The following is a 23,450-nucleotide window of genomic DNA, read 5'->3' as shown; positions in this document are numbered from 1 at the left end:
GGCTTAGGTGTCCCCGGTTTTGCGTCCCGGGACACCTGAAAAAGTGACCGGATTTATCGGTATCCATACCTAAAGTTTTGGTAGTGTAACATTTACGCCGATATTGTTTGTAATTTTAATAAATCTGCCTTTTCATTGTAACATTTGGAGTAATTTCGCCTCCAATTACAAAAAATGTTAAAATGAAACGTATTATTCTACTTATTCTCATAATTTGTTCTGTTATTTCGGCCAAGGCACAATTTGGTGTTGGGGGCGGCGGCCCTTCTATCGTAGGGAAAATATCAGGACAGGTTACCGATTCAATTACGCATAAAGGTTTAGATTATGGTACCGTTAGCTTATTCAGAAGCACCGGAAAATCGCCGATAACCGGTGTTTTAACCGACGATAAAGGAAATTTTCAACTGGATAATATTCACCCGGGTGTATACCGTTTAGAGGTAACTTTTGTAGGCTATCCAACCAAGGTTATCAGCAATGTTGAAACTACACCCGGAAAACCCGATAAAAATTTAGGGGTGCTGGTGGTGTCGCCAAGTGCCAAAGCATTAAAAGAAGTTACCATAACCGGGACAGCCGCACTGGTTGAAAACCGCATTGATAAGATTGTTTATAATGCCGAAAAAGATCTGACTTCGCAGGGTGGCAGCGCTACGGATATATTGCAAAAAGTTCCGCTGGTATCGGTGGATATTAATGGCAACGTGTCTTTACGTGGCGACGGCAATGTGCGCGTACTTATAAACGGCCGGCCGTCAGGCGCAACATCGGCCAGTTTAGCCGACGTATTAAAGGGCATCCCGGCCGACCAGATCAAAAGCATTGAGGTAATCACTTCGCCATCTGCTAAATATGACGCAGAAGGCTCAGCCGGTATAATTAATATCATCACCAAACAAAAAAATATCTCAGGCATCAGCGGAAGTATCAGCGGCGGTGTTGGTACGCGCCAAAATAATGGCAACATGAACCTGAACTATAATAAAAACAGGTTTAACTTAACTATTAACGCCGGTGGTAATGCCTCATGGCCGCAGTTATCCAATACCTACTTCTCACAAAAAATTGACAGGGACACGGTTCATACTTTTACCGAGACAAAAGGTACTACCAGGGTTAGCCGCCATGCTGTAATAGGTTCAGTATCGGCCGGTTATGAATTTAATGCCTTTAACAGCTTAAATACAAGTATCCGCCTAAACCAGATCGAGTTCAACACAACAACAAATTCACAAACTGCGGCAGCAAAATCCTATAGTTTAAACTCTGTTGGTCATGCCGTGCCGGCGAGCGGGTTTGACTGGAATATTGATTATGTACATAAATTTAAAAAAGAGGGCGAAGAGCTTGACTTGTCAACCCAATGGAGCCACAGCATAGGTACCACAGAGTTTACTAATACCTACAGCGCTGTATTTAAAAATTTAAAGAATAATATTGACGGAACAAACAATGAGTACACCGTACAGGCTGATTATACGCTGCCAATTAATAAGGTCTTTAAATTAGAATCAGGTGGTAAATATATTATCCGGAGGATAAATACCAACAATGACCTGTATAGCCCGGTTGGTAATGATTTTGTTTTTAACGACCTTACTTCAAGTACCTACGGTTATAACCAAAATGTAACTGCCGCTTATTCTGTATTTACCATAACCCTGCCTAAAGGTTATAGTGTACTGGCAGGCTTAAGGGACGAGTATACAACAATAACCGGTAACCCGCATAGCCTGGTCCAGGCAGTTACACCTTTTACGCAGGATTACAATACGTTAATACCGAGCCTGACTTTCCAAAAGAAAATCAGTACTACGCAAACTATAAAACTCGGTTACAGCAAACGTATTACACGCCCAAGCCTGCAGTTCCTGAACCCGTATATTGACAGCACAAACGTGCAGAGCCTTAAAGTAGGTAACCCCAGGTTAAACCCGGAGATCTCGCAAACTATTGAGTTAGGCTACAACACCTATATCGGCAGCTCTATCATTAACCTGTCTGCTTACTACAAGCATACCTCGGGATTGATTGAAGGTATTGCAACCCCGATATCAGTTGTTGTTAACGGTGTGGCGCAGGGCGGTACAATTACCACTTACCAAAACATAGGTAACAATAACTCATTAGGCGGCAGCTTTTTTGGATCGATAACCCCATTTAAAGCATTAACTATTATGGGTAATATTAATGCGTACACGTACAAACCAGATCCGTCGGGCGTATTTAACCTGGCACAATCACAAAATGGTACATACATGCAATACCAGGGGTTTTTAAGGGCGACATTGACATTGCCTAAAGACATCGTGGCAGAGTCATTTGCTTTCGGCAGTTCATCTCGCCGTACCATACAGGGCAGCAACCCGTCGTTTAGTATTTTTGGGGTAGGTGTTAAAAAGCAGTTTGATAATAAAAAATATGCGCTGGGCTTAAATGCAATACAGCCGTTTAGCACTTACAAAAATTTCGATTCGAACATCAGCAGCCCCGGCTTTACCCAAACCAGCAAGTTCCAGTTACCTTTCCGTTCATTTGGTTTAACGTTTAGCTATAACTTTGGTAAAATGAGCTTTAGCAACCCTAATCCAATGGAGAAAAAGAAAGGCGTTAACAACGACGATCTAAAACAAGGCGACGGCGGTGTAGGTGGCGGTGGCGCAGGCGGTGTTAGCGGCGGCGGTGGCAGATAATATTTGCCAGTTTCCACAAAAAAGCGGCGGGTATTAACCTGCCGCTTTTTTGTTTGTAATTTAAAAGAATTATTGCTCCAAAAACTCCCGGATCAGCATAGCTGTTAGTTCAGGCATTTTACTGTCTGCAGGTAGGTCAGACTCCATGGCGCCAAGAAAGCCGCCGTGTACACCCGGTAATACGGCCAGTTGCCCACCTTCTGTCAACAATGACATTTGCTGAGTATGCTCCACCGTAATCACATCTTTATCAGATACTATAAACAGGGACGCGGCTTTTATAGATTTAAGGGTCTCATCACTGTAATCCTTAAAACTGATCATCCGCGCCTTGTCTTTTTCAAACATAGCCTGCAGGCGTGTTTCGTCCGGGGTTAGTTTTAAAAATTCTTCTTTTAAGATAGCAGGCATGTGGTTTATAGTTACCTGTTGCATGCCCTCAAAAAAACCGGGTAAAAAACCATCGCGTTTATAAGCGCCTGCTATAACAATTATTTTATTTACCAGCTGCGGGTGCCTTATGGCTAGTTGAAGGGTAGTGGTACCACCATTGCTGAAACCTAAAATATTAGCTTTTTCAATATGGAGATGTTTAAGTAAGGCAGCAACATCATCAGCATCCTGCTCAAATGTTTCCGGAGCATTCCTGTCAGTGGTGCGGCCGTGTGCCTGCAGTTCTAAAGCTATAACCTTGCCATGCGCAGAAAGTAGGGAGAGTATCCGTCCGAAAGTGGTGTTGATAGTCGATCCGCCGCCGTGTATCAATACCAGGGGCATATTCCCTTCGCCATGTATCTCATAATACATACTAATACCATTAATGGCGGCATGTTGACCTATGGTGGTTTTATGATTATTCATCGTCTTATTTTTTAATTCTTCCAGCTAAGTAAACCTCCAGTTTAGCTACATTTTGTTTCAGGCCTTCATCAGCTTTAAAGGTTTCAACAACCTGTATAAACTGTTCGCGTGTTTCAAACAGCATGTGCCAGGTAAGCAGGGTTTGTTCGCCCTGTTCTTCAAACCGTATGGTGGCCGTAAACCTCGGCGACGAATCATGTTCATAAACTATTTTCTTGTGATGCACTATCTCTTTAAAAATGCTCCTGTTTTTATAGTCGGTGCCATCAGGGCCGTGCATAACCAGGTTCCATTCGCCGCCGGATTTCATATCCATGGTGGTTATGGTGTTGGTAAAGCCATCTGGGCCCCACCACCGGGCTATATGTTCGGGTTTGGTCCATACTTCCCAAACTAATTCAACAGGCGCGTTAAGGGTTCTTGTAAGCAGTAATTCGCGGTCTTTAGTGTTGCTTTCCATGTTGTCTTTCTTTTTTAAGTTTATCTAAATAAGTTTCCAGGTTGTCTAGTTTACTTTCAAAATGCTGGCGGTATTGCTCAACCCATACCGCTACCTCGTTTAGCTGGTCCAATTGGGCTTCGCAGTAGCGCTCGCGGCCCTGCTTCTTTATTTTAAGCAGCTCGCACTCTATCAAAATTTTTATGTGCAGCGAAATGGCCTGACGGCTTACATCAAAGCTGTCGGCAATGGTATTTACGTTTAGGGGTTGAGCGGCCACCATATTGATGATCTGGCGACGGGTAGGGTCGGCAATGGCCTGGAATACATCTCTTCTCTGAATCATTATGCAAGTATATGCTTGCAAATATAAATGCAAGTATTTGCTTGCGCAAATTTATTAAAAAAAAATCTACCTGATCGCCTATCCGGCGTCCGCGCTTGAAACCGGCTATGGGTGTTAATGTTAAATGGTAGGGATATTGATGCCTATCTGTTTAAGTAATAGGGTAGCGTTAAACGTTTTACATTCGCCATGTTTCATTTTATAATCAAACAGCATTTCACCGTTAATTACCTGTATATCAAAATGGAAATTACGTACATAGTGAGGGTAAGCGGTTTCCAGCTTAGCCATCTCCAGGTCGTGTGTGGCAACCATACCAACACCATGTTTGGTAATTAACTGCTCAATTACCGCTTTCGATCCAAGGTATTTATCAACCGAGTTGGTGCCGCGCAGCATCTCATCAATTAAAAAGAAAACTTTATATTCCTGTTCAACCCCGGCCAGCAGCATTTGCAGGCGGTCAAGCTCGGCTTTAAAGGTCGAGGTACTTTCATTTAACGAATCCTTGATCCGCATATAGCTTATTATAGTGATAACCGATACCCGCATACTTTCGGCACAAACCGGCGCACCGCAAAGTGCCAGCACGGTATTAATGCCAATGGTGCGCAAAAAGGTACTCTTGCCTGCCATATTCGAGCCGGTGATAATGTCAATCTTAAAAGTATCGGTCAATTCATAGTCATTGGTAACCCGGTTTTTACTGTTGATGAGCGGGTGGGCAATATGATGAGCAACCAGCATATAAGCTTCGCCATCCTCAATTTCAGGGGTCGACCACTCCGGATAGTTAAATTCCAGGCCCGCTATACTGGCCAATGCTTCAAACCCCGCTATTACCTCAAAGGCATCTTCCAGGCTTTCGTGATTATTGCGTTTCCATTGTTCAATGGCAATGGTTTGTTTGAGTGCCCACAGCATAAAAACATTCAGCACAAAGCCCACAATCATAATCAAATTATAGCTCAGTTTATCAATAAGTTTAGACAAGGCGGCTATGTTTTTTGATGTTTTGTTTTCTTTGATCTTGGCGGTTAAGGCAGCGTTATAACCGGCTTTCCAGTCTTCATTTTCAATTTTATCAAACACAACGGCGTAGCCGGCCAGCACTTTGCTTATCTTATCGGCAATGGCTGATGATTGGGCGATATAACTGCCCCTGGTTACGACAATAGTTAAGTTGGCTGCGGCTAAAAGCAGGGTGCCTAACTGTGCTATCGGCCAAAAAAAACTGGCGCCGATGGTAGCCAGTAAGAGGTATGGCGCTATTTTAATGTATTTAACAAGTGTGCTTTCTCCGGGGATATTTAGCGGTGTATGTAAATAATTAAACAAACCTTTAAGCTGGTTGACATCTGTTTTATTGGCAAATAGCAACAGGGTTTGAAACTCCAGTTTCCATTGGTTTTTAGCGGCTATTTCTTTAACCGCAGATTGCCTCGCTATGATTATTTCTTTTTTTGCAGGAGCGCTTAGCCAATCGGCCAGTTTGGTGATACCCGGCGAGGTCGCCGCACGGTTCATCAATTGGAACAGCGACATGCTGCCAAATATGTCCAGGTCGGCGGTGTAAAAATGTTTTTCATTACTAAACCGGCTGCCGTTGTCATAAATGTTGTCGCGGGTTTGTATGCAGGCTGTTTCGTTGGTATTGATCAGGGCAAGATCCCTGAAATATTTCATCTGGCGCTCATAGCCGCTTTGCCGTTTCACCAGCCACATAAAGCCAAAAAGCAAAACAATGAAGGCTATCGCTACTATTGTAAAATTATCATTAACGGCTCCAAAGTACACAGCCACTACCATGGCACCGAAAATCCCCAGGCGCATTAATGCGTAAGTATCTGCCAGTTTTTTAAATTTATCGGCCTCTTGCGTGGCAAGCTGCGCATTGTTTTTATAATGATCAATAATATCCTGTTCCATTCTCTAAATAAAATCAGTCAAAATAAGCACTAATATTTGAAATAACCGTTTATTTGTTGCTTTATGAAGATAACTTTCTTAACCGTTGGTAAAACAGAAGATGCTTATTTAAAGGATGGCATTGATAAATATGTAAAGCGGCTGAAGCATTACACCAAATTAGAGGTTATTGACCTGCCCGAACTGAAAAACACCAAGGCCTTAACAGAGCAACAACAAAAAATAAAAGAGGCAGACCTCATCCTCAAAAAAATAGCTCCGTTAGATCATGTCATCTTGTTAGACGAGAAAGGGCTTGAATTAACCTCCAGGCAATTTGCGGCCTATCTTGAAAAAAAATCCGTCAGCTCAACCTCAAGCCTGGTATTTGTAGTTGGCGGGCCGTATGGTTTTGACCCGTCAGTTTATGACCGGGCTAATGATAAGCTGTCGCTATCGCGGATGACTTTCTCGCACCAGATGATCAGGTTATTTTTCACAGAGCAGCTATACCGGGCGTTTACTATTTTAAAAGGCGAGCCGTATCATCATGAGTAGCACGCTTGCTTATTTTTGACTTTTGAATACTAATTTTTAACTTACTAAAAGCTTACCTTTGCGCCATGTCAGGTCACGACCATTCTCATTCTCACGATCATTCTCATGGCTTTGGTCATCATCATCACGAACAGCCAAAGCTCGACCATTTAAATGCGGCTTTTATCTGGGGTATTATATTAAACTCGGCTTTTGTTATTATTGAAGTGGTTGCCGGCCTGCTAACCGGCTCGCTATCGCTATTAACCGATGCCGGGCATAACCTGAGCGATGTTGTAGGCCTGGCCCTGGCTTTACTGGCCTTTAAGCTAACCAAGGTAGGCTCAAACAGCAATTATACATATGGTTATAAACGTTCAACCATACTGGTTTCGTTTTTTAACGCGGTGATATTGGTAGCCTCCATCGGCATCATAGTTTACGAAGCCGTTATCCGTTTTATCCATCCACAGGTTATTGAAGGCGATACCATTGCGTGGGTGTCTTTAATAGGTATTGTTATTAACGCGTTTACGGCCTGGCTATTTGTAAAAGATAAAGATACCGACCTGAACATAAAAGGCGCTTACCTGCACATGGCAATGGATGCCGTGGTGTCATTAGGTGTGGTAATAGCCGGCGTGATCATCTATTTTACCAAATTGTATTGGATTGATAGTGTAGTGAGCTTAATCATCGCTATTGTGATTTTACGCGGCACCTGGAGCCTGCTTAAAGATAGCTTAAGGCTTGCGATGGACGGCGTGCCCAAAGAAATGAACCTGGCCAAGATCAAGGCTGAGCTTAAGAAAGCCGAGGGGGTTGTTGATGTACACCACATGCACGTTTGGGCGCTAAGTACTACTGAAAATGCTTTAACGGCCCACCTGGTTATAGCCCCGGCAGATCTGCATTTATTTGACAGCATTAAAGCAGACCTGCGACACCGCCTGCTGCATTTGGATATTAATCACAGCACATTTGAGCCCGAGTTCTCAAACGAGAAGTGCGATGAGCCGGATTGTTAGACAGATTTGCAAATGTGCAATGAAACCATAATCAAATACAAACAAAAAGGCTTACGAGATTTCGTAAGCCTTTTTGTTGTTAGGCAGCTGCACATCCGCATATCTGCACATTAAAAACCTACCCTTTCTTTGATGGGTTTTTTGGTGCGCTTACCTTTGGTGCCTGTGCTTTTGGTGCCGAAGTAGCTTTTTTAGCTACCGGTTTTGGTTTATCAGCGGCCTTTACGGATACTGCAGCCTTTTCGGTTTCGCCACCAGCTTCGGGGGCTTTTGGCGCTTCTTCGCTAAACAAAGGCATATCTTTTAGTATGGTGAACCAGTTTAAGATCTTCTTCATATCAGAAGCATAAACTTTTTCTTCATCATGGCTCGGGGCCACCTCTCTAAAAAAACCTCTTAGTTTAGTACCGTCAGCTTTGGTATCCGGAATGTTAGCCGCATTTTTCATGCGCTCAAAAACATCCTTTAATTTGATATCCTCGTCATCGCCAAAAATAGTGATCTCATCTAACGCCGCCAATTTAGCGGTAGACAGGTTGGCTATCAGTTTTGTTTTTTGCGCATCAAGGCTTTCCAATACAAAACCTGTTTTGTTTTGTACTAATGCTTTCCATAAACCCGGTTTACCTGATACCGATACAATTCCGCTTAAATTCATATTGTATGTTATAAGTTGTGCGTTATACGTTGTACGTCTGACTTAGAACGTACAACGTATAACATCCAACGTAAATTAATCCTCTATTACTTCTATTGATGTTATTTTATCGCCCTGGCGGATATCGTCAACTACGTCAACATTCTCTATAACTTTGCCGAAGCAAGTATGGTTACGGTCTAAATGCGCAGTGTTGGTACGGCTATGGCAGATAAAGAACTGTGAACCACCGGTGTTACGGCCGGCATGGGCCATTGATAATACACCACGGTCATGATATTGCAGTTCTCCGGTTAATTCGCAATCAATGTTATAACCTGGTCCGCCGCTGCCTGCTTTATAAGCGGTAGCCGGATCTTTAGAGAAAGGGCAGCCACCCTGTATCATAAAGTCAGGGATAACACGGTGAAAAGCTATACCGTTGTAAAATCCTTCTTTTGCTAGTTTTTTAAAATTAGCTACTGCCTTAGGGGCGTCCGTTTCGTAGAACTCTACGGTCATGTCACCTTTTTCGGTTTTTATAATTGCTTTACTCATCGTCAAATTTTTTAATAGTTGGCAAAGGTAATAAATTTTAGAGATTAGTGATTGGAGATTAAAGATTAGTTAGTTACACGCGTATTGGTGGCTGTAACTATATACAGAATGGTTGTTTACCACCCTGCCCGCAGCTCACAAAAAGAGGTTTGATTATGTAATAACCGTGCCCGGCTATCTTAATTCACCTATAAAACCGGGCAGTCTGCTCATCTTATTAACATATAATGTTTGCTATATTTATTCGTTAAATTTGATTATGATCCACCGCTTAAAATATCTTTTGCTTTTTGTCTTTGTGCTTCTAACCTTCATCAGCAGGGCCGCATCACTGTTGATGCCGATGGACGAAGCGCAGAAAAATCATTTAAAAGCTTATGGTATTGCTTTTTGGGTATTAAAAAACGGGGGTGAGGTTGACTGGCTGCTTAACTACCGCGGCGGCAGTTTCATGACCCGGTATGATAAGAAGCTGGAGGACGAATGCAACATCCGGGGCATCAGCTATGAAGTTATAGCCGATGCTAAAGTGAGCGAAATACTTACCCAGGTAAATGACCCGTCGGTAAATATGGATCTGGTGAAGCTGGAGAAAGCTCCCAGGATAGCCGTGTATTCGCCAAAAAATAAACTGCCCTGGGACGACGCAGTTACGCTGGTGCTCAAATATGCCGAAATCCCGTTCGACCTGGTGTATGATGAGGAAGTACTGCGCGGCGATCTGCCTAAATACGACTGGCTGCACATGCACCACGAAGATTTTACCGGCCAATACAGCAAATTTTTTGCAGGCTATAGCAACGCGCAATGGTATATTGATGATAAAAAAGCGCAGGAAGATATGGCCGCAAAACTGGGTTTTAAAAAGGTGTCAAAAATGAAACTGGCTGTGGCGCAGCATATCCGCGATTTTACGGCCGGGGGCGGATTTTTATTTGCCATGTGCTCGGGTACTGAAACGTTTGATATAGCGCTGGCTGCTACCAACACAGATATTTGCGAGGGCATGTTTGATGGCGATGGGGCAGACCCGAATGCGCAAAGCAAGCTTGATTTTACGCAGACCTTCGCTTTTCAAAACTTTAACCTTGACCTTAACCCCATGTCGCACCGCTTTAGCGATATTGATGTAACAAACACGCGCCAGGTTGAGCGCACCCAGGATTTTTTTACCTTGTTTGATTTTTCGGCCAAATGGGATGTGGTGCCCAGTATGCTTACTCAAAATCATGATAAAGTTATTAAAGGCTTTATGGGCCTTACCACCGCGTTTAGCAAGAACACCATTAAACCCGGTGTAACCATAATGGGCGAAATGAAAACGGCCAACGAGGTGCGTTATATACACGGCGAGTTTGGCAAAGGGCAATGGACTTTTTACAGCGGCCACGATCCCGAAGATTACCAGCATTCGGTAAGCGACCCACCGACGGATTTAATTTTGCATCCAAATTCGCCCGGCTACCGGCTGATTTTAAATAACGTACTGTTTCCGGCTGCCAGGAAAAAGAAACAGAAGACGTAGGAGCAGTGATGAGTGTTGGGTAATGGGTGTTGAGTAGTATGTTAAGTAGTTGATTATAGCGCATTTTTTAATTAAAGGATATGCTAAAAAACCTTTTAGCTTTCACCTTTTCGCTTTTTGCCTTAACGCTTTCAGCTTATAGCTTAAAGGCGGTTTCCATCCTTATACCTATGGATGAGGCGCAAAAAGATCATTTAAAATCATACGGCATTGCTTTTTGGGTGTTAAAAAACGATGGCGAAGTTGATTGGCTGCTCAATTACCGGGGCGGCAGCTTCCTGACCCAATACAGTCAAAAAACCGAGAGCGAATGCAGGGTACGCGGCGTTAGCTACGAGGTCATAGCCGACGCGCTGGTGGCGCAGATTATCGCCCAGATAAATGACCCTTCCATTAATATGGACCTGGTTAAATTACAAAAGGCGCCGCGAATGGCAATATACTCGCCAAAAGTGGGGGTGAAGCCGGCGGACGACGCCGTTATCCTGGTTTTAAAATATGCCGAAATCCCGTTTGATATTGTTTATGATGAAGAGGTTTTAAAAGGCGATTTAAATAAATATGACTGGCTGCACCTGCACCATGAAGATTTTACCGGCCAGTACAGTAAAGAGAACCGCGGCCGCAATGCCGACAAGTTTTTAGAAACCAAAGCCCTACAGGAAGCTACTGCCAAAAAGTTTGGCTACAGCAAAGTTTCAAAAATGAAGCTGGCAGTAGCACAAAACATTCGTGATTTTTGTGCTGGAGGCGGATTTTTACTGGCCATGTGTTCGGGCGCGGATAGTTTTGATATTGCGCTCGCCGCCGCTAAGACAGATATTGTTGACGAGATCTATGACGGCGACCCGCCCGATCCGCAGGCGCAATCTAAACTTGATTTTAGCCAGACCTTCGCATTTCAAAATTTCACCGTCGTTACCGGCAGTTATGCTTATGGCAGGGGCGGGGGCAGGTTCAGTAATATTGACGTAAGCAATACCCGGCATATTAACCAGGAGGATGACTTTTTTACGCTGTTTGATTTCTCGGCCAAATGGGACGTTGTGCCCGCTATGCTTACCCAGGATCATGACCGCGTGATAAAAGGTTTCCTGGGCCTGGCTACCGCCTTTGATAAAAGTAAGATAAAATCAACCGTAACCATAATGGGCGAAATGAAAAGCGCTAACGAGGCCCGCTACATTCACGGTGAATATGGTAAGGGTCAGTGGACCTTTTATGGCGGCCACGACCCGGAGAACTATCAATACAGCCCCAACGAACCGCCAACGGACCTGAGCCTTCACCCCAACTCGCCGGGCTACCGATTGATCTTAAACAATGTACTGTTCCCGGCAGCAAAGAAGAAAAAACTGAAAACGTGATTAGAGATTAAAGGTTAAAGGTAAGTTATTGGACCGGCAAATTAGGTAATATAATCTAAGTCGGGTATAATGCTTGAAATGTTGTCTTTACATCGTAATTAACCCGCTGCCGATTTACTGGAAAAACATCCAGCTTACACCAAATTTAAGGGCGTGGTCCTGCTGCGGGTAACGGTTAACCGTATAATATCCCTTGCTGAACAGGCCCTGGTTGGCATAATCATACATTACAAAAAGATTGGTTTGCTTGATAGTGCCCTTTAAAAAAACGGTAGCTACGGGGTATGATGAAAAGGTAACATCGGGTCCGTTATAAAATTGGCCTAATCCTACTGCATAAGATGGTGCTGTATAGGTAGTATTATAGCGGACGTTCACACCGGTAGACATGTGCAGTTGTTTAAACAGGAAAGCATTATAATACAAACTGCTGTAAGTATAAACCTCGGGTACACGAAGGGTTGACTGGTAGTCAGTTTTCTCGTATACAATATAATTATCAAAATGCAGATTGCGCCAGCTCAGGTTTTTACCAAAGCTTACTTTTAACAGATTGATATTGTTTGAAACCTGAACGGGATGCGCGTCTACACCACCGGGCTGGGCTTCAAAATACAGGTAATCGGCAATTAAAAAATACTCGGCCTTTAAATCAAGCTGTAACGCGTTATTGATGTAGTTGAATGATACGCTGGTTGTTTTTTGATTGGCAAACTTATTATTAAAAATATAATGGTTTGATACCCAATTGGTAGCCACCATTGATGGCGAACTGCTTTGCACGTATCCGTCCAAAATTATCTTGCCTGCTTTATTGCTGCCTGCAAGCAGGGCTTTGGCATCATATAAAAAATCGCCAAAATTATGGCCAACCGCTATTTGATTTACGGTGGCCTCTAAATTTACGCGGTCGCTGAACCGGTAACTTAATTTACCTTTTATGGTGATGTTTTGAAAAGAGGCGTCCTGCTTTTTATCGGGCTTGCGCAACTTATTGCCGTACTGGTCAACCGTGGTATCGCTTACAAACTGGGTATAGCCATACAGATCGTGCGTAAGGCCGAGGTCAAGCTTCAACTCGTTCTTCACAAACTGGTTTGATTTGCCCCGAAGGTAAAAACTATAACCAAAATCATTCTGCACGTGGGTTACCGTAAGCGAATCCCTCGACCGGTTTGAACTGAAATAATAATCCGGAAAAACATGATAGGTGTCTACATCATTTTGCAGGAAGTCATATTTGGTAACGTTATAATTTAACGTGTAACTCACCTTTTGGGTCGGTAATATATTAGCGTTGTTTTTGCGGATGGTGGTATCAATACGGCCTATATAATAAAACTGTTTAATGTAAATGCCGCCGGTTTTCCAGTTTTCGAAGTTGTTGGGCAGGCGCACCGTTTCGGTACTCTTATCAAATGACCCGCGTGAACTGGTAAAAACCGAGTCGTTTAATATGGAGCCCGTTTCCGGCGATTTAAGGTTGTTTAATATCGCATTGGCTAACAGGTTATACCGTTTGTTTTTTGAGGCGTACCAGGTAAATACCGCCGCATTAAGGTCGCTTACGTTTTGGCCCAGTACCCGGTTACTGCTGTAAAAACCGCGCGAGCCAATAAAATTAAGGTTCACGCCAACGTTCCAGTTGGGCTTTATATTTTGGGTATGTATTACCTTAAATATCTGTTCGGCCGATCCGGCTGTGTACAGGCTCATCAGAGTGTATGGCACCCTGGCGTTATAATACTGAATGTCTTCGGGTTTTAGCAGCCAAAGATCAAGCGCATGTAAACCAACGTCAAAGCCGATGGTTTTTGCGGATTCAAATAACAAGCTCCGGGTGGCTAATCCCTCGGTGCCGCCAAGGCTTATTTTGGGCGACCGTGGCTGGAAAAGCTGGCTGTAATTTTCGAAGTTTGCAAGCGTAGTATCAATAGCAAACAGCTGGGTACTGTCCCGCAACAGGCTCTCATTGGTTACCTTGATAAATTTTGAGGTGAAAATAACTGTATCACGGTCGCGCTGCTCACGCTTACGCAGGGTATCAATCATTTGGTCGCTGGTAAGCGCTTTGCCTGATCTTGTCGCGGTATCACTTCCGTAACGCTGCTGGTTCGGATTATTAGGATTATACCGGTTCGGATTATTGGGATCATACCGCTGCGGCGGATATTGCTGGGCAACAGCAATCCGCGCCGCGAAACAGATCAGTAATAAAAGGACGTATTTTAATTTATCAGGCATTTAAACCGGCAATCAATTCTTTAAGGATAAGGGTCAATTTGGGTTCGGCTGCCACAGCTACCGCTATTATTTCTTCAACCGATACCGGTTTAAGATTTTCAGGAAAGCCCTCATCGGTCAGTACTGATATGGCAAATACCGGCAGGCCCATGTGGTTGGCTACGATAACCTCGGGCACGGTACTCATTCCAACGGCATCGCCGCCAATAATTCTCAGGTATTTATACTCGGCACGGGTTTCTAAATTAGGGCCGGTAACAGCAACATATACGCCTTTATGGCAAGTGATGTTATTTTTTGAAGCGATATCAAGCGCCTTGTCTATAAGATTATGCTTATAAGGCTCGCTCATATCAGGAAAACGCGGGCCCAGGTCGGCGTCATTGCGGCCTACCAGCGGGTTTTCGGGTTGCAGGCTTATATGGTCTTCAATAACCATCAGATCACCTTTTTTAAACGCCGGATTTAACGCGCCGCTGGCGTTTGATACAAACAAAGTTTTTATACCCAGCATTTTCATAACCCTTACCGGGAAAGTGATCTGCTGCATACTGTAGCCCTCATAATAATGTAAACGGCCCTGCATGGCAACCACTTTAACGCCGCCAAGCGTGCCAAAGATCAGTTTGCCCGAATGGAACTCTAATGTAGAGATCGGGAAATCAGGAATGTTACTGTACATCAATTGTTTTTCCACCTCAATTTCATTAACCAGGCCGCCTAAACCGGTGCCTAAAATTATACCCACTTCGGGTTCAAAATCGCCAATGCGGCTTTTAATGTATTGGGTGGTGCTCTCTATATTTCCTGACATATTCTGTTACAATTTCATTAAATTCCTGCCCGTGACGTAAAAAACTAATGCCTATTGGCAGTACCAAAACGGGCAGTTGTTTAACAAGCGGCAGTAATTCCTGTTCTCCTAAACGCTGTGCATCCTTTTCTGTTGTGATGATTACTTTTTTTTGTGATGCGCATGCGGCAAATTCATCGGCAAGTTTAGTGATATTTTTTAAGCTAAAGCGATGATGATCGGGATAATTATGGTGAATAACGTGTAAAGTTTGTTTTTTGATATGATTAACCAACGGCTGTGCGTTTGCAATACCTGTTAGCAGGAAAACCGTGGTATCGGTGTCAATTGTAGTTTCGTTAGCATTACCAGCCATATCCTGCAATCCCAGGTAATTTATGGTTGTAAAAAACATTTGCTGATAGGGTTGTGGTGCTATATCATTAACTATCTTTTCCAACTGATCCTGAGAAAGGTCTGCCGGGCATTTGCTAATAATGATAATTCCTGCCCGCCATTTCCCAAAAAAAGGCTCGCGGTAATTACCGGCCGGTAGCACCAGGTGCAGATCATCCAGTTTATTATAATCAAACAATAAAACACTTAACCCTGGTTTAACCGCACGGTGCTGGTAGGCATCGTCTAATATGATAAGATCGTGGTCGTTCTTTAACTGCTCAATACCGTCCACGCGTTTCTCGCAAACGGCAACCGTAATATCCGGGAACTTGTGTTTGAACTGCGCCGGCTCGTCGCCAATGGTAGTTGCAGTAGCGGTTGCAGTAGCCGTTTGGTAGCCTTTGGTTTCGCGGCCATAGCCACGACTTAGGGTAGCTAACTTAAAATCGTTTTTGAGCAGGCGGATCAGGTATTCGGTCATCGGGCTTTTACCAGCGCCGCCAACTTCAAGATTGCCAACAGCAATTACCGGCAAATCAAACTGTCGACTTTTAAACAGCCCGGCATCATAAAAAAAATTGCGTATCACCACAATTAACCCGTAGATCAACGAAAAAGGAAATAATAGCAGGCGCAGATATTTCATACAGGGGGTAAAGATAGGAAAAAGCAGTTATCGCGCTAAAACCAATCGAAGCCCCCGGGGCTTGCAGGGCCAAGCCGACTGGAGTTATTCTGTTTTCATTTTTTTCTCCGCCTTCTTTTTAAATTCATAATCGCCGCCTAACAGGTACCCCCAGGGTTTCATGCTCTCAATCCGGTCAAAAATTATTTTAAATATTGCCATCATCGGTATTGACAGGAACATACCCGACAGGCCCCAGATCATTTCCCCTAAAATAATACCCAGAAAAGTTATCAGCGCGTTTAGCCTGGCTTTTGAGCCAACTACGGTAGGCAATAATACATTTGCATCAATTGCGTGGATGATAATTACACTTATACCCACCTCGATTGCGTTGGTTATGGGCCCCGTTGCAAAGGTTATTAACACACTTAACGTTAAAGCGGTAAATATCCCCAGGTAAGGGATGATATTAAAAAGCCCTACGATTATACCCAGCAGCACCGCGTATTTTATGCCGATAAACCAAAACGCAGTGCAGGCTACGGTGGCTACTATGATCATTTCAAATAAAAGGCCTAAAATATACTGTCTTAATATGTTTTGAACGTTGGCAACTATGTCATATACAACCGGCTCGTTGTCTTTACCAAAAGCCTGCAGGATAAAGCCGAACAGCAGTTTCCGGTAAAAAAGAATAAAGAAGGTAAAGATCATGATGAACACATAGAACAATAACAGTGACGATACTGCGCCAAAGGTGGTACCCACCACCTCTGTTCCGGACGACATGATTTTTTTTTCAGTAGTGCTTAAAAAGGCCTTTTGTTTACTTACGTCGTAATGGAAGGTGCCTTCAACCCAGTCGTACAGGTTGTTTACAGATTGGGCAAGCTGTTTCTGAAGCATCGGCCAGTCATCCATCAGCCTGGAGATCTGTGAGCCCACCAGATATAAAACACCACCGACAAAACTTACCAACAGGATGATAGACAGGAACGCCGATATACTGCGCGGCAGGCGCAGCTTCTGCTCAAAAAGGCTGCAAATGGGTAACAAAAGGATCGCGAACAACAAACCGAACAGCAGCGGGTCCAGAATTTCCTTGCCTTGTACCACCAGGAAGCCCAGCGCCAAAATGCCAATTAATATCAGCGATAAGCGTTCGTAAAAAGGAGCTATGATCTTTTTTGTCGTCATAAAATTCAATAGGGTATTAAAAATTTAACAGGCAACGTTGCAGCCGGTTATATGTTTTGAAGATAAGCATAATAGTTAATCCGCGGGATTTTTCAAAATAATAGTATCTCCGGGTGCCGCTTTATGCAATGCCCGCCGGGTCGGCAGGTCAGGCTCGGGTTAGCTTATCCAGCAAGTGTTTAATATAATGGTCCATGATCTTTGCCGGTTGGGTGCTGAATTTTTGGGTAATCCGGTTAGCCAGTATAACATTGCAGGATACCGCCTGGTGACCCAACGCTGCGGCCAAACCATATATGCCGGCTGTTTCCATCTCCAGGTTGGTTATGCGTTGCCCGTTAAAATTAAATTGCTGTATAATGTCCATTAACTGCGGGATAGCCGCTGTTGCCCGTACCTGCCTGCCTTGCGGCGCGTAAAAACCCGGGGCGGTAATAGTTATGCCCTGCTCTTCGCCCTTGCCTAATGCGGCTAACAGGCTTTGCCCTGCCGACGCCACATAAGGCGACAGCGGGGCGCCGGCAGGCAATACATTTTTAAAAGCGGTTAGCAGCGCCTGTTCGTTAGCGGTTAATGCCTGCTGATAATAAAGCATCAGCGGATCCAACCCAAAAGCTGCCGACGATAATAACAGGCTATCAACGGGTATATCAGCCTGTACAGCACCAGATGTGCCTATGCGTACCAGTTTTAAACTGCGTAAAACCGGATTAACCGTGCGGGTATTAAAATCAATATTGACCAATGCATCCAGCTCATTAAACACGATATCAATATTATCAGTACCAATGCCTGTTGAAAGTACGGTTATCCTTTTATTGCCAATAGCGCCGGTATGGGTAATGAATTCGCGTTTCCCTTTTTTTAGCTCGATGGTATCAAAATACTTGCTTATCCCGCCAACCCGGTCCGGATCGCCCACGGTTATAACGGTCTCGGCAATATCGCCCGGATGCAGATTTAAATGATAGGCACTGCCGTCGGCGTTTAAAATTAAGTCAGTTTCTGATATCCGGTTCATCCGCGTAAAATTGGCAAATATTTTGCATGGGTTAATATCATTTACTTAAATTAAATACCATGGCAAAATATTCAGAAAAAGCAGGGGAAAAAGTAGCGGAAACCATGCACGAAATGAAAGAAGGCAAGCTAAAAAGCGGGAGCGGTAAAAAAGTGACCAGCAAAAAACAAGCGGTTGCTATCGGTTTATCAGAGGCCAGGAAAGAAGGTGCCAGGGTGCCGAAGAAGAAATAAACCCACCAGTCTCCCGAAGGGAAATTTTTAACAGGCAATTTTAAAACCCTCCCTTAGGGGAGGGTTGGGAGGGTAAACGCGTCGATTATCTTCATCAAAACAATAGCCTCATCAATTGAGCAGGGGTTGGGCCCCTGGCCGTTAAAATAGTTAACCACTTTTTCAATCAGGGGTTGCTGTACGTGTTCAAGCGGGGCAAAATTTATAAGCTCCTCGTTATTACCGGTTCTTAACGTTATGGTATGCGGTGCATTAAAGAACGGAAAGCGGATGCTGCCTTTTGAGCCTATTATTTCACAACTGTCAACCGATTCTTCTTCGGCTACGTTGAAGCACCACGACCCGTCTACCACAACCCCGCTTTTAAATATCAGCTGGCCGCTTACATGGTCATCGCAGGGATTTACGCCCGATTGATTTAGCGCGTGGCCATGATAATACTCGGGTTCGCCAAAAAAATATAACATCAGGTCGAGCTGGTGCGGAGAAAGGTCATGAAAGTAACCGCCGCCCGACAGGGCCGGGTTTACGCGCCAGTTAGCTTCCAGGTGGGTTACCAGGGCCGGTTTCCTGCTTTGCCACATCCGTATTTGTACGGTGCGGATATCGCCGATTAGCCCCGCGTCTAAAAGCTCTTTTATCTTCAGGAAAAACGGCTGTGCCCTGCGGTAATGCGCTATTGAAACTTTGCCGGAGCTTTGCTTAACAGCATCAGCTATCACAATGGCTTCGGCGGCATTTAAGGTTACCGGTTTTTCAATATAAACGTTCAATCCCTTTTTTAAAGCGGCCAGTGTATAATCAAGATGAGAGGCCGGGGGAGTGGCTACATAAACCGAATTAATACCGGCATCGTCCATCAGCTTTTCGCCATCGTCATACCATTTGGCTACGTTATGCCTGCGGGCGTAGTCCGCAGCTTTTTCAGCATCGCGGCGCATTACAGCTATCAGTTTGCTGTTGGGCACTTTGCTTAGCGCCGGCCCGCTTTTTTTCTCGGTTACGTTGCCGCAGCCAATTATACCCCAGGTAATTTTGCTCATGCGATAAAAATAGAATTTTTCACACAACTTCGGCAACTACAAACGTGCTGCCGCCAACAAATACCAGGTCGCCATCTTCCGCATTTTTTTGTGCCGATGCCAGGGCGTCTTTTACCGACGCGCAGACCTGGCCCGTTAAGCCGAAGCTTCCTGCCTGTTGCTTTAAGCTTTCGGCCGGTAACCCGCGCGGAATATCCGGCCGGCAAAAATAGTAAACCGCGTCTTTAGGCAGCATAGCCAGCACCTTACTGCTGTCCTTATCATTCACCATACCAATAACAAAGTGCAACCGGGTATATTTTATCCGCGCAATGTTTTTTAGCACTTCCTGTATTCCGTCCGGATTATGGCCCGTATCACAAATGGTTAGCGGGTTGTTGTTTAAAGTTTCCCAACGGCCGTGCAAACCGGTAAGCGCCTTAACCTGGCGTAATGCTGTTTTAACATGCCCGTCGCTAATCAGAAAGCCTTGCCGGCGCAATTCATCTACTGCTGATAAAACAGTTTTTAAATTTTTTAACTGGTAACTGCCGGTTAGGTCGAGTTGTAAATGGTAAGTTTCGGGTGGCGCGTTGCGGGTAGCCTCCACATCCAGTAATTCATCGTAGCCTTTTGCCGCCTGCTCATCTTTTAAGTCTAACTGTGCCCTTACCTCAAACAGATCCGAAGCAAAGCTGATTGGTGCATTTTCTTTTTCCGCTTTGCGGATAAAGATATCGGCCACTTCGGCCTGCTTTTCGCCAATGATGACGGGGACATTGGGTTTGATGATACCGGCTTTCTCCGCAGCGATCAGTTGCAGGGTATCGCCCAGTATATTCATGTGGTCCCAGCCAATGTTGGTGATGACAGACAGCAGCGGGGTGATGATATTGGTTGAATCAAGCCTGCCGCCCAACCCGGTTTCAATAACCGCGATATCCACTTTTTCTTTTGCAAAGCTATCAAAGGCCAGGCCCACCGTCATTTCAAAAAAAGAAAGCTGGATAGCTTCAAAGTCTGCTTTATGGCCGGCCACAAAATCAATCACCGCTTGTTCGCTGATCATTTCGCCATTAATGCGGATCCGCTCCCTGAAATCTTTTAAATGGGGCGATGTGTACAACCCGGTTTTGTAGCCCGCTGTTTGCAGTACCGCCGCCAGCATATGCGAGGTTGACCCCTTGCCGTTAGTACCGGCGATATGAATGGTCCTGAATTTATGCTGCGGGTTATCCAGCCGGTTGCAAAGCCGGATAGTATTACTCAGATCAGCTTTGTAGGCAGATACGCCTACGCGGGTAAATACGGGCAATTGTGCGTACAGGTAATCGATGGTTTGTTGATAGGTCATGCTAGCGGCAAAGTTAAGCTTTGGCTGACTTCAACCAATAATAATTTTACAGCAGGGAAGCGGCCGATTATGGTATAACAATTGCAATTATATAGTTACAATCAATTTAGTATGGAAAAAAAGGTACTTGTAATAGAAGATGAACCCGTTATTGCCGAAATGATGAGTATTTTACTGGAAATGGGTGGCTACAAAGTGATTAGTCTGGGAGACACCGGAATGGCGAGAAGACGGTTACACGAGAAGGAAGTTGGATTAGTTTTACTTGACCTGCAATTGAGTGGCGAGACCGGGCAATCAATGTGTAATTATATTAAAACTACCGAGGATATTAAACACCTGCCGGTAATCCTGGTATCGGCCAACTGCGACCTGCCGCAGATTAGCAAAGACTGCGGCGCCGACGACCATATTGCCAAACCATTCGACCTGAACTTTTTTATGGAAAAAGTAAAGGCGCATTGTTTGCAGGATGCGGTGAATTAGTATTGTTGAAACTGAAGCTGGCTACCAATACTGGTCGAAGTTTAGCCTAGCGTAACTTCGTCCTAAGACATGTTAAGCTTTCAGCTTAACTAAAATAAAGGTAATGACCCAATCCTTTCGTCATAGTAATCCGTACCACGCGCGCCATAATCATACTTATCAGAAAAAGAACGATATTCTTAATTAACCTTAAATACGAACACTACCGTACCAATTTGCGGGTCGGGTGCCGAATCAAGCGGGTTGAGTTTGGAGTTTTTAACGGCGTCCTCGCATTTTTGCAGGAGGTTGGAGTCGCTTATGGTAGTACCGCGGGCGCCTGCGCGGGCATAAACCACATTGCCATTTTTATCAACGCGGATATCAACCATTACTTTGCCGCTGTGCCTGCCATCATCGCTGATTGCCGGCTTGCTGGTAAAGTTACGCTGCGCCATCATTAAACTGCCGCCATTGCCTGACCCGGTGCCGTTATAATTATTGGTTAGGGTGCTGCCGGTTGGCTTGCCCTGGTTGCCCGGGGTGCCGGTTGTTCCGTCGCCTTCGCCAACGCCGTTATTGGTTTTGCCCTTATATAGCGCGTTTTGATTAACCGTTGGTTTGGCAACCGCTTTGGTGGGCTGCGTTGCCACGGTATTGGCCGGTTTTTTGGTATTGGCTGCCACTTCGGGCGCGTCCTCTGTATTTTGGGTTACTACGGTCTTGTCACTGCTTTCGGCCTGTGTTTTTTGCTCGGTAGGCGGGGCGGGGGTAACTTTATCGGGTTTGGTATGATTTGCTTTTTCTGATTGCGAAGGCTGCTCGGTACTCATGTAGTCGCTGCCCATGCCTTCGTCTGTGGTACCGTAATTCACCAATATCCCCCCGGTACCATCTTCCGGTTTCGGCGGATTGGTAAACACAATAAAATAACATAAAGCCATTATAAACGCCAGGATAATGCCTGTCGCTAAAAATGCTTTTGGATAGTTATTTTCTTCCTGTTGGTAGTTCATTTTTATTTAGTCATTGGTCATCGGTCATTAGTCATCAGCAATATCCCAATGACTAATGACCAATGACTAATTTATCCCTTCGGCTCTGTAGCTAATACCAGTTTAATATTCAGTTTCTGCGCTATATCCATTACCTGTACCACGTCCTGTATTGCTACGGTTTTATCTACATACAGCACTATGGTAAGTTCGGTAGCCAACGTTTTATAGCTCAGCAGTGTCGCGTTCAGGTCGGTTACCGGGATCTCTTTTTTATCAACGTAATATTTCAGATCCTTGGTTATAGATACCGTAATTGTTTTTTTGGATACCGACTGGCCGCTTGATGATTTTGGCAGCATCAGTTTGATCACGTTTGGGTTGGTAACCGTTGACGCGATCAGGAAAAACAAAAGCAGGAAGAACATGATATCATTCATGGCCGAGGTATGTATCTCGGCAGATGCCCCCCTTTTTCTCTTTCTTAAATTCATTATTTGCTGGGTTCTTCTAACAGGTCAATAAATTCAATGGCATCGGTCTCTAATTTTAGGATCACTTTGTCAACCATCATGTTTAAAATGTGGTAACAAACGTAGGCCACAATACCTACAAATAAACCTGCTGCCGATGTCACCATCTTTACATATAAACCGCCTGATATGACGCCCATACTGATGTTATCAGTTTTTGAAATATCATAAAAAATCTTAATTACCCCGGCAATGGTGCCCAGGAAACCAAACATGGGCGCTATACCGGCTACAATGCCCAGGATGCCTATGTTTTTTTCGAGCTTGGATACTTCCAGCTTGCCTATGTTTTCAATAGCGCCTTCAATATCTTTTATAGGGCGGCCAATGCGTAGCAGGCCCTTTTGCAACATACGGCCCAATGGCGAGTTATTGTTACGGCAAATGGCAATAGCCGACTCCAGGTTGCCCGACAGGATGCTGCTGCGCACCTGCTGCATCAGGTTATTCTCGTTTTTTGAGGCTTTACGAATGGTAAAATATCTTTCAAAAAATATAACCAATCCAAGTACAGCTAAGATACCTATCGGGATCATTACCCAACCGCCCTTAAGCAGTAAATCGCCAAAACGAAGTTCCTGGGTTGGTATAGCTGCTAACTGCTGTGCAGCATGGTTAGCGGTATCTGTTAATTTGTTAACGGTGTCTGTAACTGCTTGCATTA

The 23,450-nt window shown here is 44.4% G+C and carries 23 protein-coding genes; 7 read left to right on the top strand and 16 right to left on the bottom strand.

Features of this window, described 5'->3' with window-relative positions; all coding sequences use genetic code 11:
- Positions 1 to 182 precede the first annotated feature (182 nt).
- Positions 183 to 2,696 carry an outer membrane beta-barrel family protein gene (locus LJ658_RS12085; protein ID WP_230546768.1) on the top strand — a complete coding sequence of 838 codons (2,514 nt, stop codon included), beginning with the start codon at positions 183 to 185 and terminating at the stop codon, positions 2,694 to 2,696.
- A gap of 69 nt (positions 2,697 to 2,765) precedes the next feature.
- On the opposite strand, the gene LJ658_RS12080 is transcribed toward LJ658_RS12085, so the two are convergent.
- The 4 genes from LJ658_RS12080 to LJ658_RS12065 form a co-directional block, all read right to left on the bottom strand.
- The gene (locus LJ658_RS12080; RefSeq protein ID WP_230546767.1) at positions 2,766 to 3,557 is read right to left on the bottom strand and encodes an alpha/beta fold hydrolase; all 792 of its coding nucleotides are present in this window, start codon (positions 3,555 to 3,557) and stop codon (positions 2,766 to 2,768) included.
- A gap of 4 nt (positions 3,558 to 3,561) precedes the next feature.
- Positions 3,562 to 4,017 (bottom strand): SRPBCC family protein, encoded by a 456-nt coding sequence (locus tag LJ658_RS12075; protein WP_230546766.1) that lies wholly within the window; start codon positions 4,015 to 4,017, stop codon positions 3,562 to 3,564.
- On the bottom strand, positions 4,001 to 4,342 hold the full coding sequence (locus tag LJ658_RS12070) for a helix-turn-helix transcriptional regulator (RefSeq protein WP_230546765.1): 342 nt from the start codon (positions 4,340 to 4,342) through the stop codon (positions 4,001 to 4,003). Before LJ658_RS12070 ends, LJ658_RS12075 begins: the two co-directional genes overlap by 17 nt.
- 120 nt (positions 4,343 to 4,462) lie before the next feature.
- Complete coding sequence (locus LJ658_RS12065; protein ID WP_230546764.1) at positions 4,463 to 6,271, bottom strand: DNA mismatch repair protein MutS; 1,809 nt, start codon at positions 6,269 to 6,271, stop codon at positions 4,463 to 4,465.
- A gap of 63 nt (positions 6,272 to 6,334) precedes the next feature.
- On the opposite strand from LJ658_RS12065, the gene rlmH reads away from it, so the two are divergent.
- Positions 6,335 to 6,808: a 23S rRNA (pseudouridine(1915)-N(3))-methyltransferase RlmH gene (rlmH, locus tag LJ658_RS12060; RefSeq protein ID WP_230546763.1), complete on the top strand. Its 474-nt coding sequence runs from the start codon at positions 6,335 to 6,337 to the stop codon at positions 6,806 to 6,808.
- Between the two features lie 65 nt (positions 6,809 to 6,873).
- Positions 6,874 to 7,815 (top strand): cation diffusion facilitator family transporter, encoded by a 942-nt coding sequence (locus LJ658_RS12055; protein ID WP_230546762.1) that lies wholly within the window; start codon positions 6,874 to 6,876, stop codon positions 7,813 to 7,815.
- A gap of 118 nt (positions 7,816 to 7,933) precedes the next feature.
- Here the strand turns inward: LJ658_RS12055 and LJ658_RS12050 are convergent, their stop codons facing one another.
- Both LJ658_RS12050 and LJ658_RS12045 read right to left on the bottom strand, forming a co-directional pair.
- Positions 7,934 to 8,473, bottom strand: coding sequence for a DUF5606 domain-containing protein (locus LJ658_RS12050; RefSeq protein WP_230546761.1), 540 nt, complete (start codon positions 8,471 to 8,473; stop codon positions 7,934 to 7,936).
- Between the two features lie 75 nt (positions 8,474 to 8,548).
- Positions 8,549 to 9,010, bottom strand: coding sequence for a peptidylprolyl isomerase (locus LJ658_RS12045; RefSeq protein ID WP_230546760.1), 462 nt, complete (start codon positions 9,008 to 9,010; stop codon positions 8,549 to 8,551).
- 259 nt (positions 9,011 to 9,269) lie between these two features.
- On the opposite strand from LJ658_RS12045, the gene LJ658_RS12040 reads away from it, so the two are divergent.
- A complete protein-coding gene (locus tag LJ658_RS12040) occupies positions 9,270 to 10,535 on the top strand; it encodes an asparagine synthetase B (protein ID WP_370632966.1) in 1,266 nt (421 codons plus the stop codon).
- Between the two features lie 80 nt (positions 10,536 to 10,615).
- Positions 10,616 to 11,902 carry an asparagine synthetase B gene (locus tag LJ658_RS12035; protein WP_370632965.1) on the top strand — a complete coding sequence of 429 codons (1,287 nt, stop codon included), beginning with the start codon at positions 10,616 to 10,618 and terminating at the stop codon, positions 11,900 to 11,902.
- 114 nt (positions 11,903 to 12,016) lie between these two features.
- Here the strand turns inward: LJ658_RS12035 and LJ658_RS12030 are convergent, their stop codons facing one another.
- From LJ658_RS12030 to LJ658_RS12010, 5 genes are all read right to left on the bottom strand, one after another.
- Complete coding sequence (locus LJ658_RS12030) at positions 12,017 to 14,146, bottom strand: putative porin (protein WP_230546759.1); 2,130 nt, start codon at positions 14,144 to 14,146, stop codon at positions 12,017 to 12,019.
- Positions 14,139 to 14,960, bottom strand: a complete 822-nt coding sequence (locus tag LJ658_RS12025) for a purine-nucleoside phosphorylase (protein ID WP_230546758.1) — start codon at positions 14,958 to 14,960, stop codon at positions 14,139 to 14,141. The genes LJ658_RS12030 and LJ658_RS12025 overlap by 8 nt, the downstream gene beginning before the upstream one ends.
- Entirely contained in the window at positions 14,923 to 15,984 is a 1,062-nt protein-coding gene (gene lpxK / locus LJ658_RS12020; protein ID WP_230546757.1) for a tetraacyldisaccharide 4'-kinase, read from the bottom strand. The genes LJ658_RS12025 and lpxK overlap by 38 nt, the downstream gene beginning before the upstream one ends.
- Before the next feature lie 84 nt (positions 15,985 to 16,068).
- Positions 16,069 to 17,163, bottom strand: coding sequence for an AI-2E family transporter (locus LJ658_RS12015; RefSeq protein ID WP_230546756.1), 1,095 nt, complete (start codon positions 17,161 to 17,163; stop codon positions 16,069 to 16,071).
- A 148-nt stretch (positions 17,164 to 17,311) separates the two neighbouring features.
- Positions 17,312 to 18,184 carry a nucleoside phosphorylase gene (locus LJ658_RS12010; RefSeq protein ID WP_230546755.1) on the bottom strand — a complete coding sequence of 291 codons (873 nt, stop codon included), beginning with the start codon at positions 18,182 to 18,184 and terminating at the stop codon, positions 17,312 to 17,314.
- Positions 18,185 to 18,243: 59 nt separating this feature from the next.
- Between LJ658_RS12010 and LJ658_RS12005 the strand changes: the two genes are divergently transcribed.
- On the top strand, positions 18,244 to 18,417 hold the full coding sequence (locus LJ658_RS12005) for a DUF6496 domain-containing protein (protein WP_230546754.1): 174 nt from the start codon (positions 18,244 to 18,246) through the stop codon (positions 18,415 to 18,417).
- A gap of 53 nt (positions 18,418 to 18,470) precedes the next feature.
- On the opposite strand, the gene LJ658_RS12000 is transcribed toward LJ658_RS12005, so the two are convergent.
- Positions 18,471 to 19,460, bottom strand: a complete 990-nt coding sequence (locus LJ658_RS12000; RefSeq protein WP_230546753.1) for a Gfo/Idh/MocA family protein — start codon at positions 19,458 to 19,460, stop codon at positions 18,471 to 18,473.
- A gap of 19 nt (positions 19,461 to 19,479) precedes the next feature.
- On the bottom strand, positions 19,480 to 20,793 hold the full coding sequence (locus tag LJ658_RS11995) for a folylpolyglutamate synthase/dihydrofolate synthase family protein (protein ID WP_230546752.1): 1,314 nt from the start codon (positions 20,791 to 20,793) through the stop codon (positions 19,480 to 19,482).
- 111 nt (positions 20,794 to 20,904) lie between these two features.
- On the opposite strand from LJ658_RS11995, the gene LJ658_RS11990 reads away from it, so the two are divergent.
- The gene (locus tag LJ658_RS11990) at positions 20,905 to 21,279 is read left to right on the top strand and encodes a response regulator transcription factor (RefSeq protein ID WP_230546751.1); all 375 of its coding nucleotides are present in this window, start codon (positions 20,905 to 20,907) and stop codon (positions 21,277 to 21,279) included.
- Between the two features lie 179 nt (positions 21,280 to 21,458).
- On the opposite strand, the gene LJ658_RS11985 is transcribed toward LJ658_RS11990, so the two are convergent.
- The 3 genes from LJ658_RS11985 to LJ658_RS11975 form a co-directional block, all read right to left on the bottom strand.
- Complete coding sequence (locus LJ658_RS11985; RefSeq protein WP_230546750.1) at positions 21,459 to 22,274, bottom strand: energy transducer TonB; 816 nt, start codon at positions 22,272 to 22,274, stop codon at positions 21,459 to 21,461.
- A 71-nt stretch (positions 22,275 to 22,345) separates the two neighbouring features.
- The gene (locus LJ658_RS11980; RefSeq protein WP_230546749.1) at positions 22,346 to 22,747 is read right to left on the bottom strand and encodes a biopolymer transporter ExbD; all 402 of its coding nucleotides are present in this window, start codon (positions 22,745 to 22,747) and stop codon (positions 22,346 to 22,348) included.
- The gene (locus tag LJ658_RS11975) at positions 22,747 to 23,448 is read right to left on the bottom strand and encodes a MotA/TolQ/ExbB proton channel family protein (protein WP_230546748.1); all 702 of its coding nucleotides are present in this window, start codon (positions 23,446 to 23,448) and stop codon (positions 22,747 to 22,749) included. The genes LJ658_RS11980 and LJ658_RS11975 overlap by 1 nt, the downstream gene beginning before the upstream one ends.
- Positions 23,449 to 23,450: the final 2 nt, after the last annotated feature.

Origin of the sequence: Mucilaginibacter sp. UR6-11 (genome assembly GCF_020880695.1) — a bacterium.
Classification (GTDB): Bacteria; Bacteroidota; Bacteroidia; order Sphingobacteriales; family Sphingobacteriaceae; genus Mucilaginibacter.
This window is presented reverse-complemented; position numbering and strand designations above follow the sequence as displayed.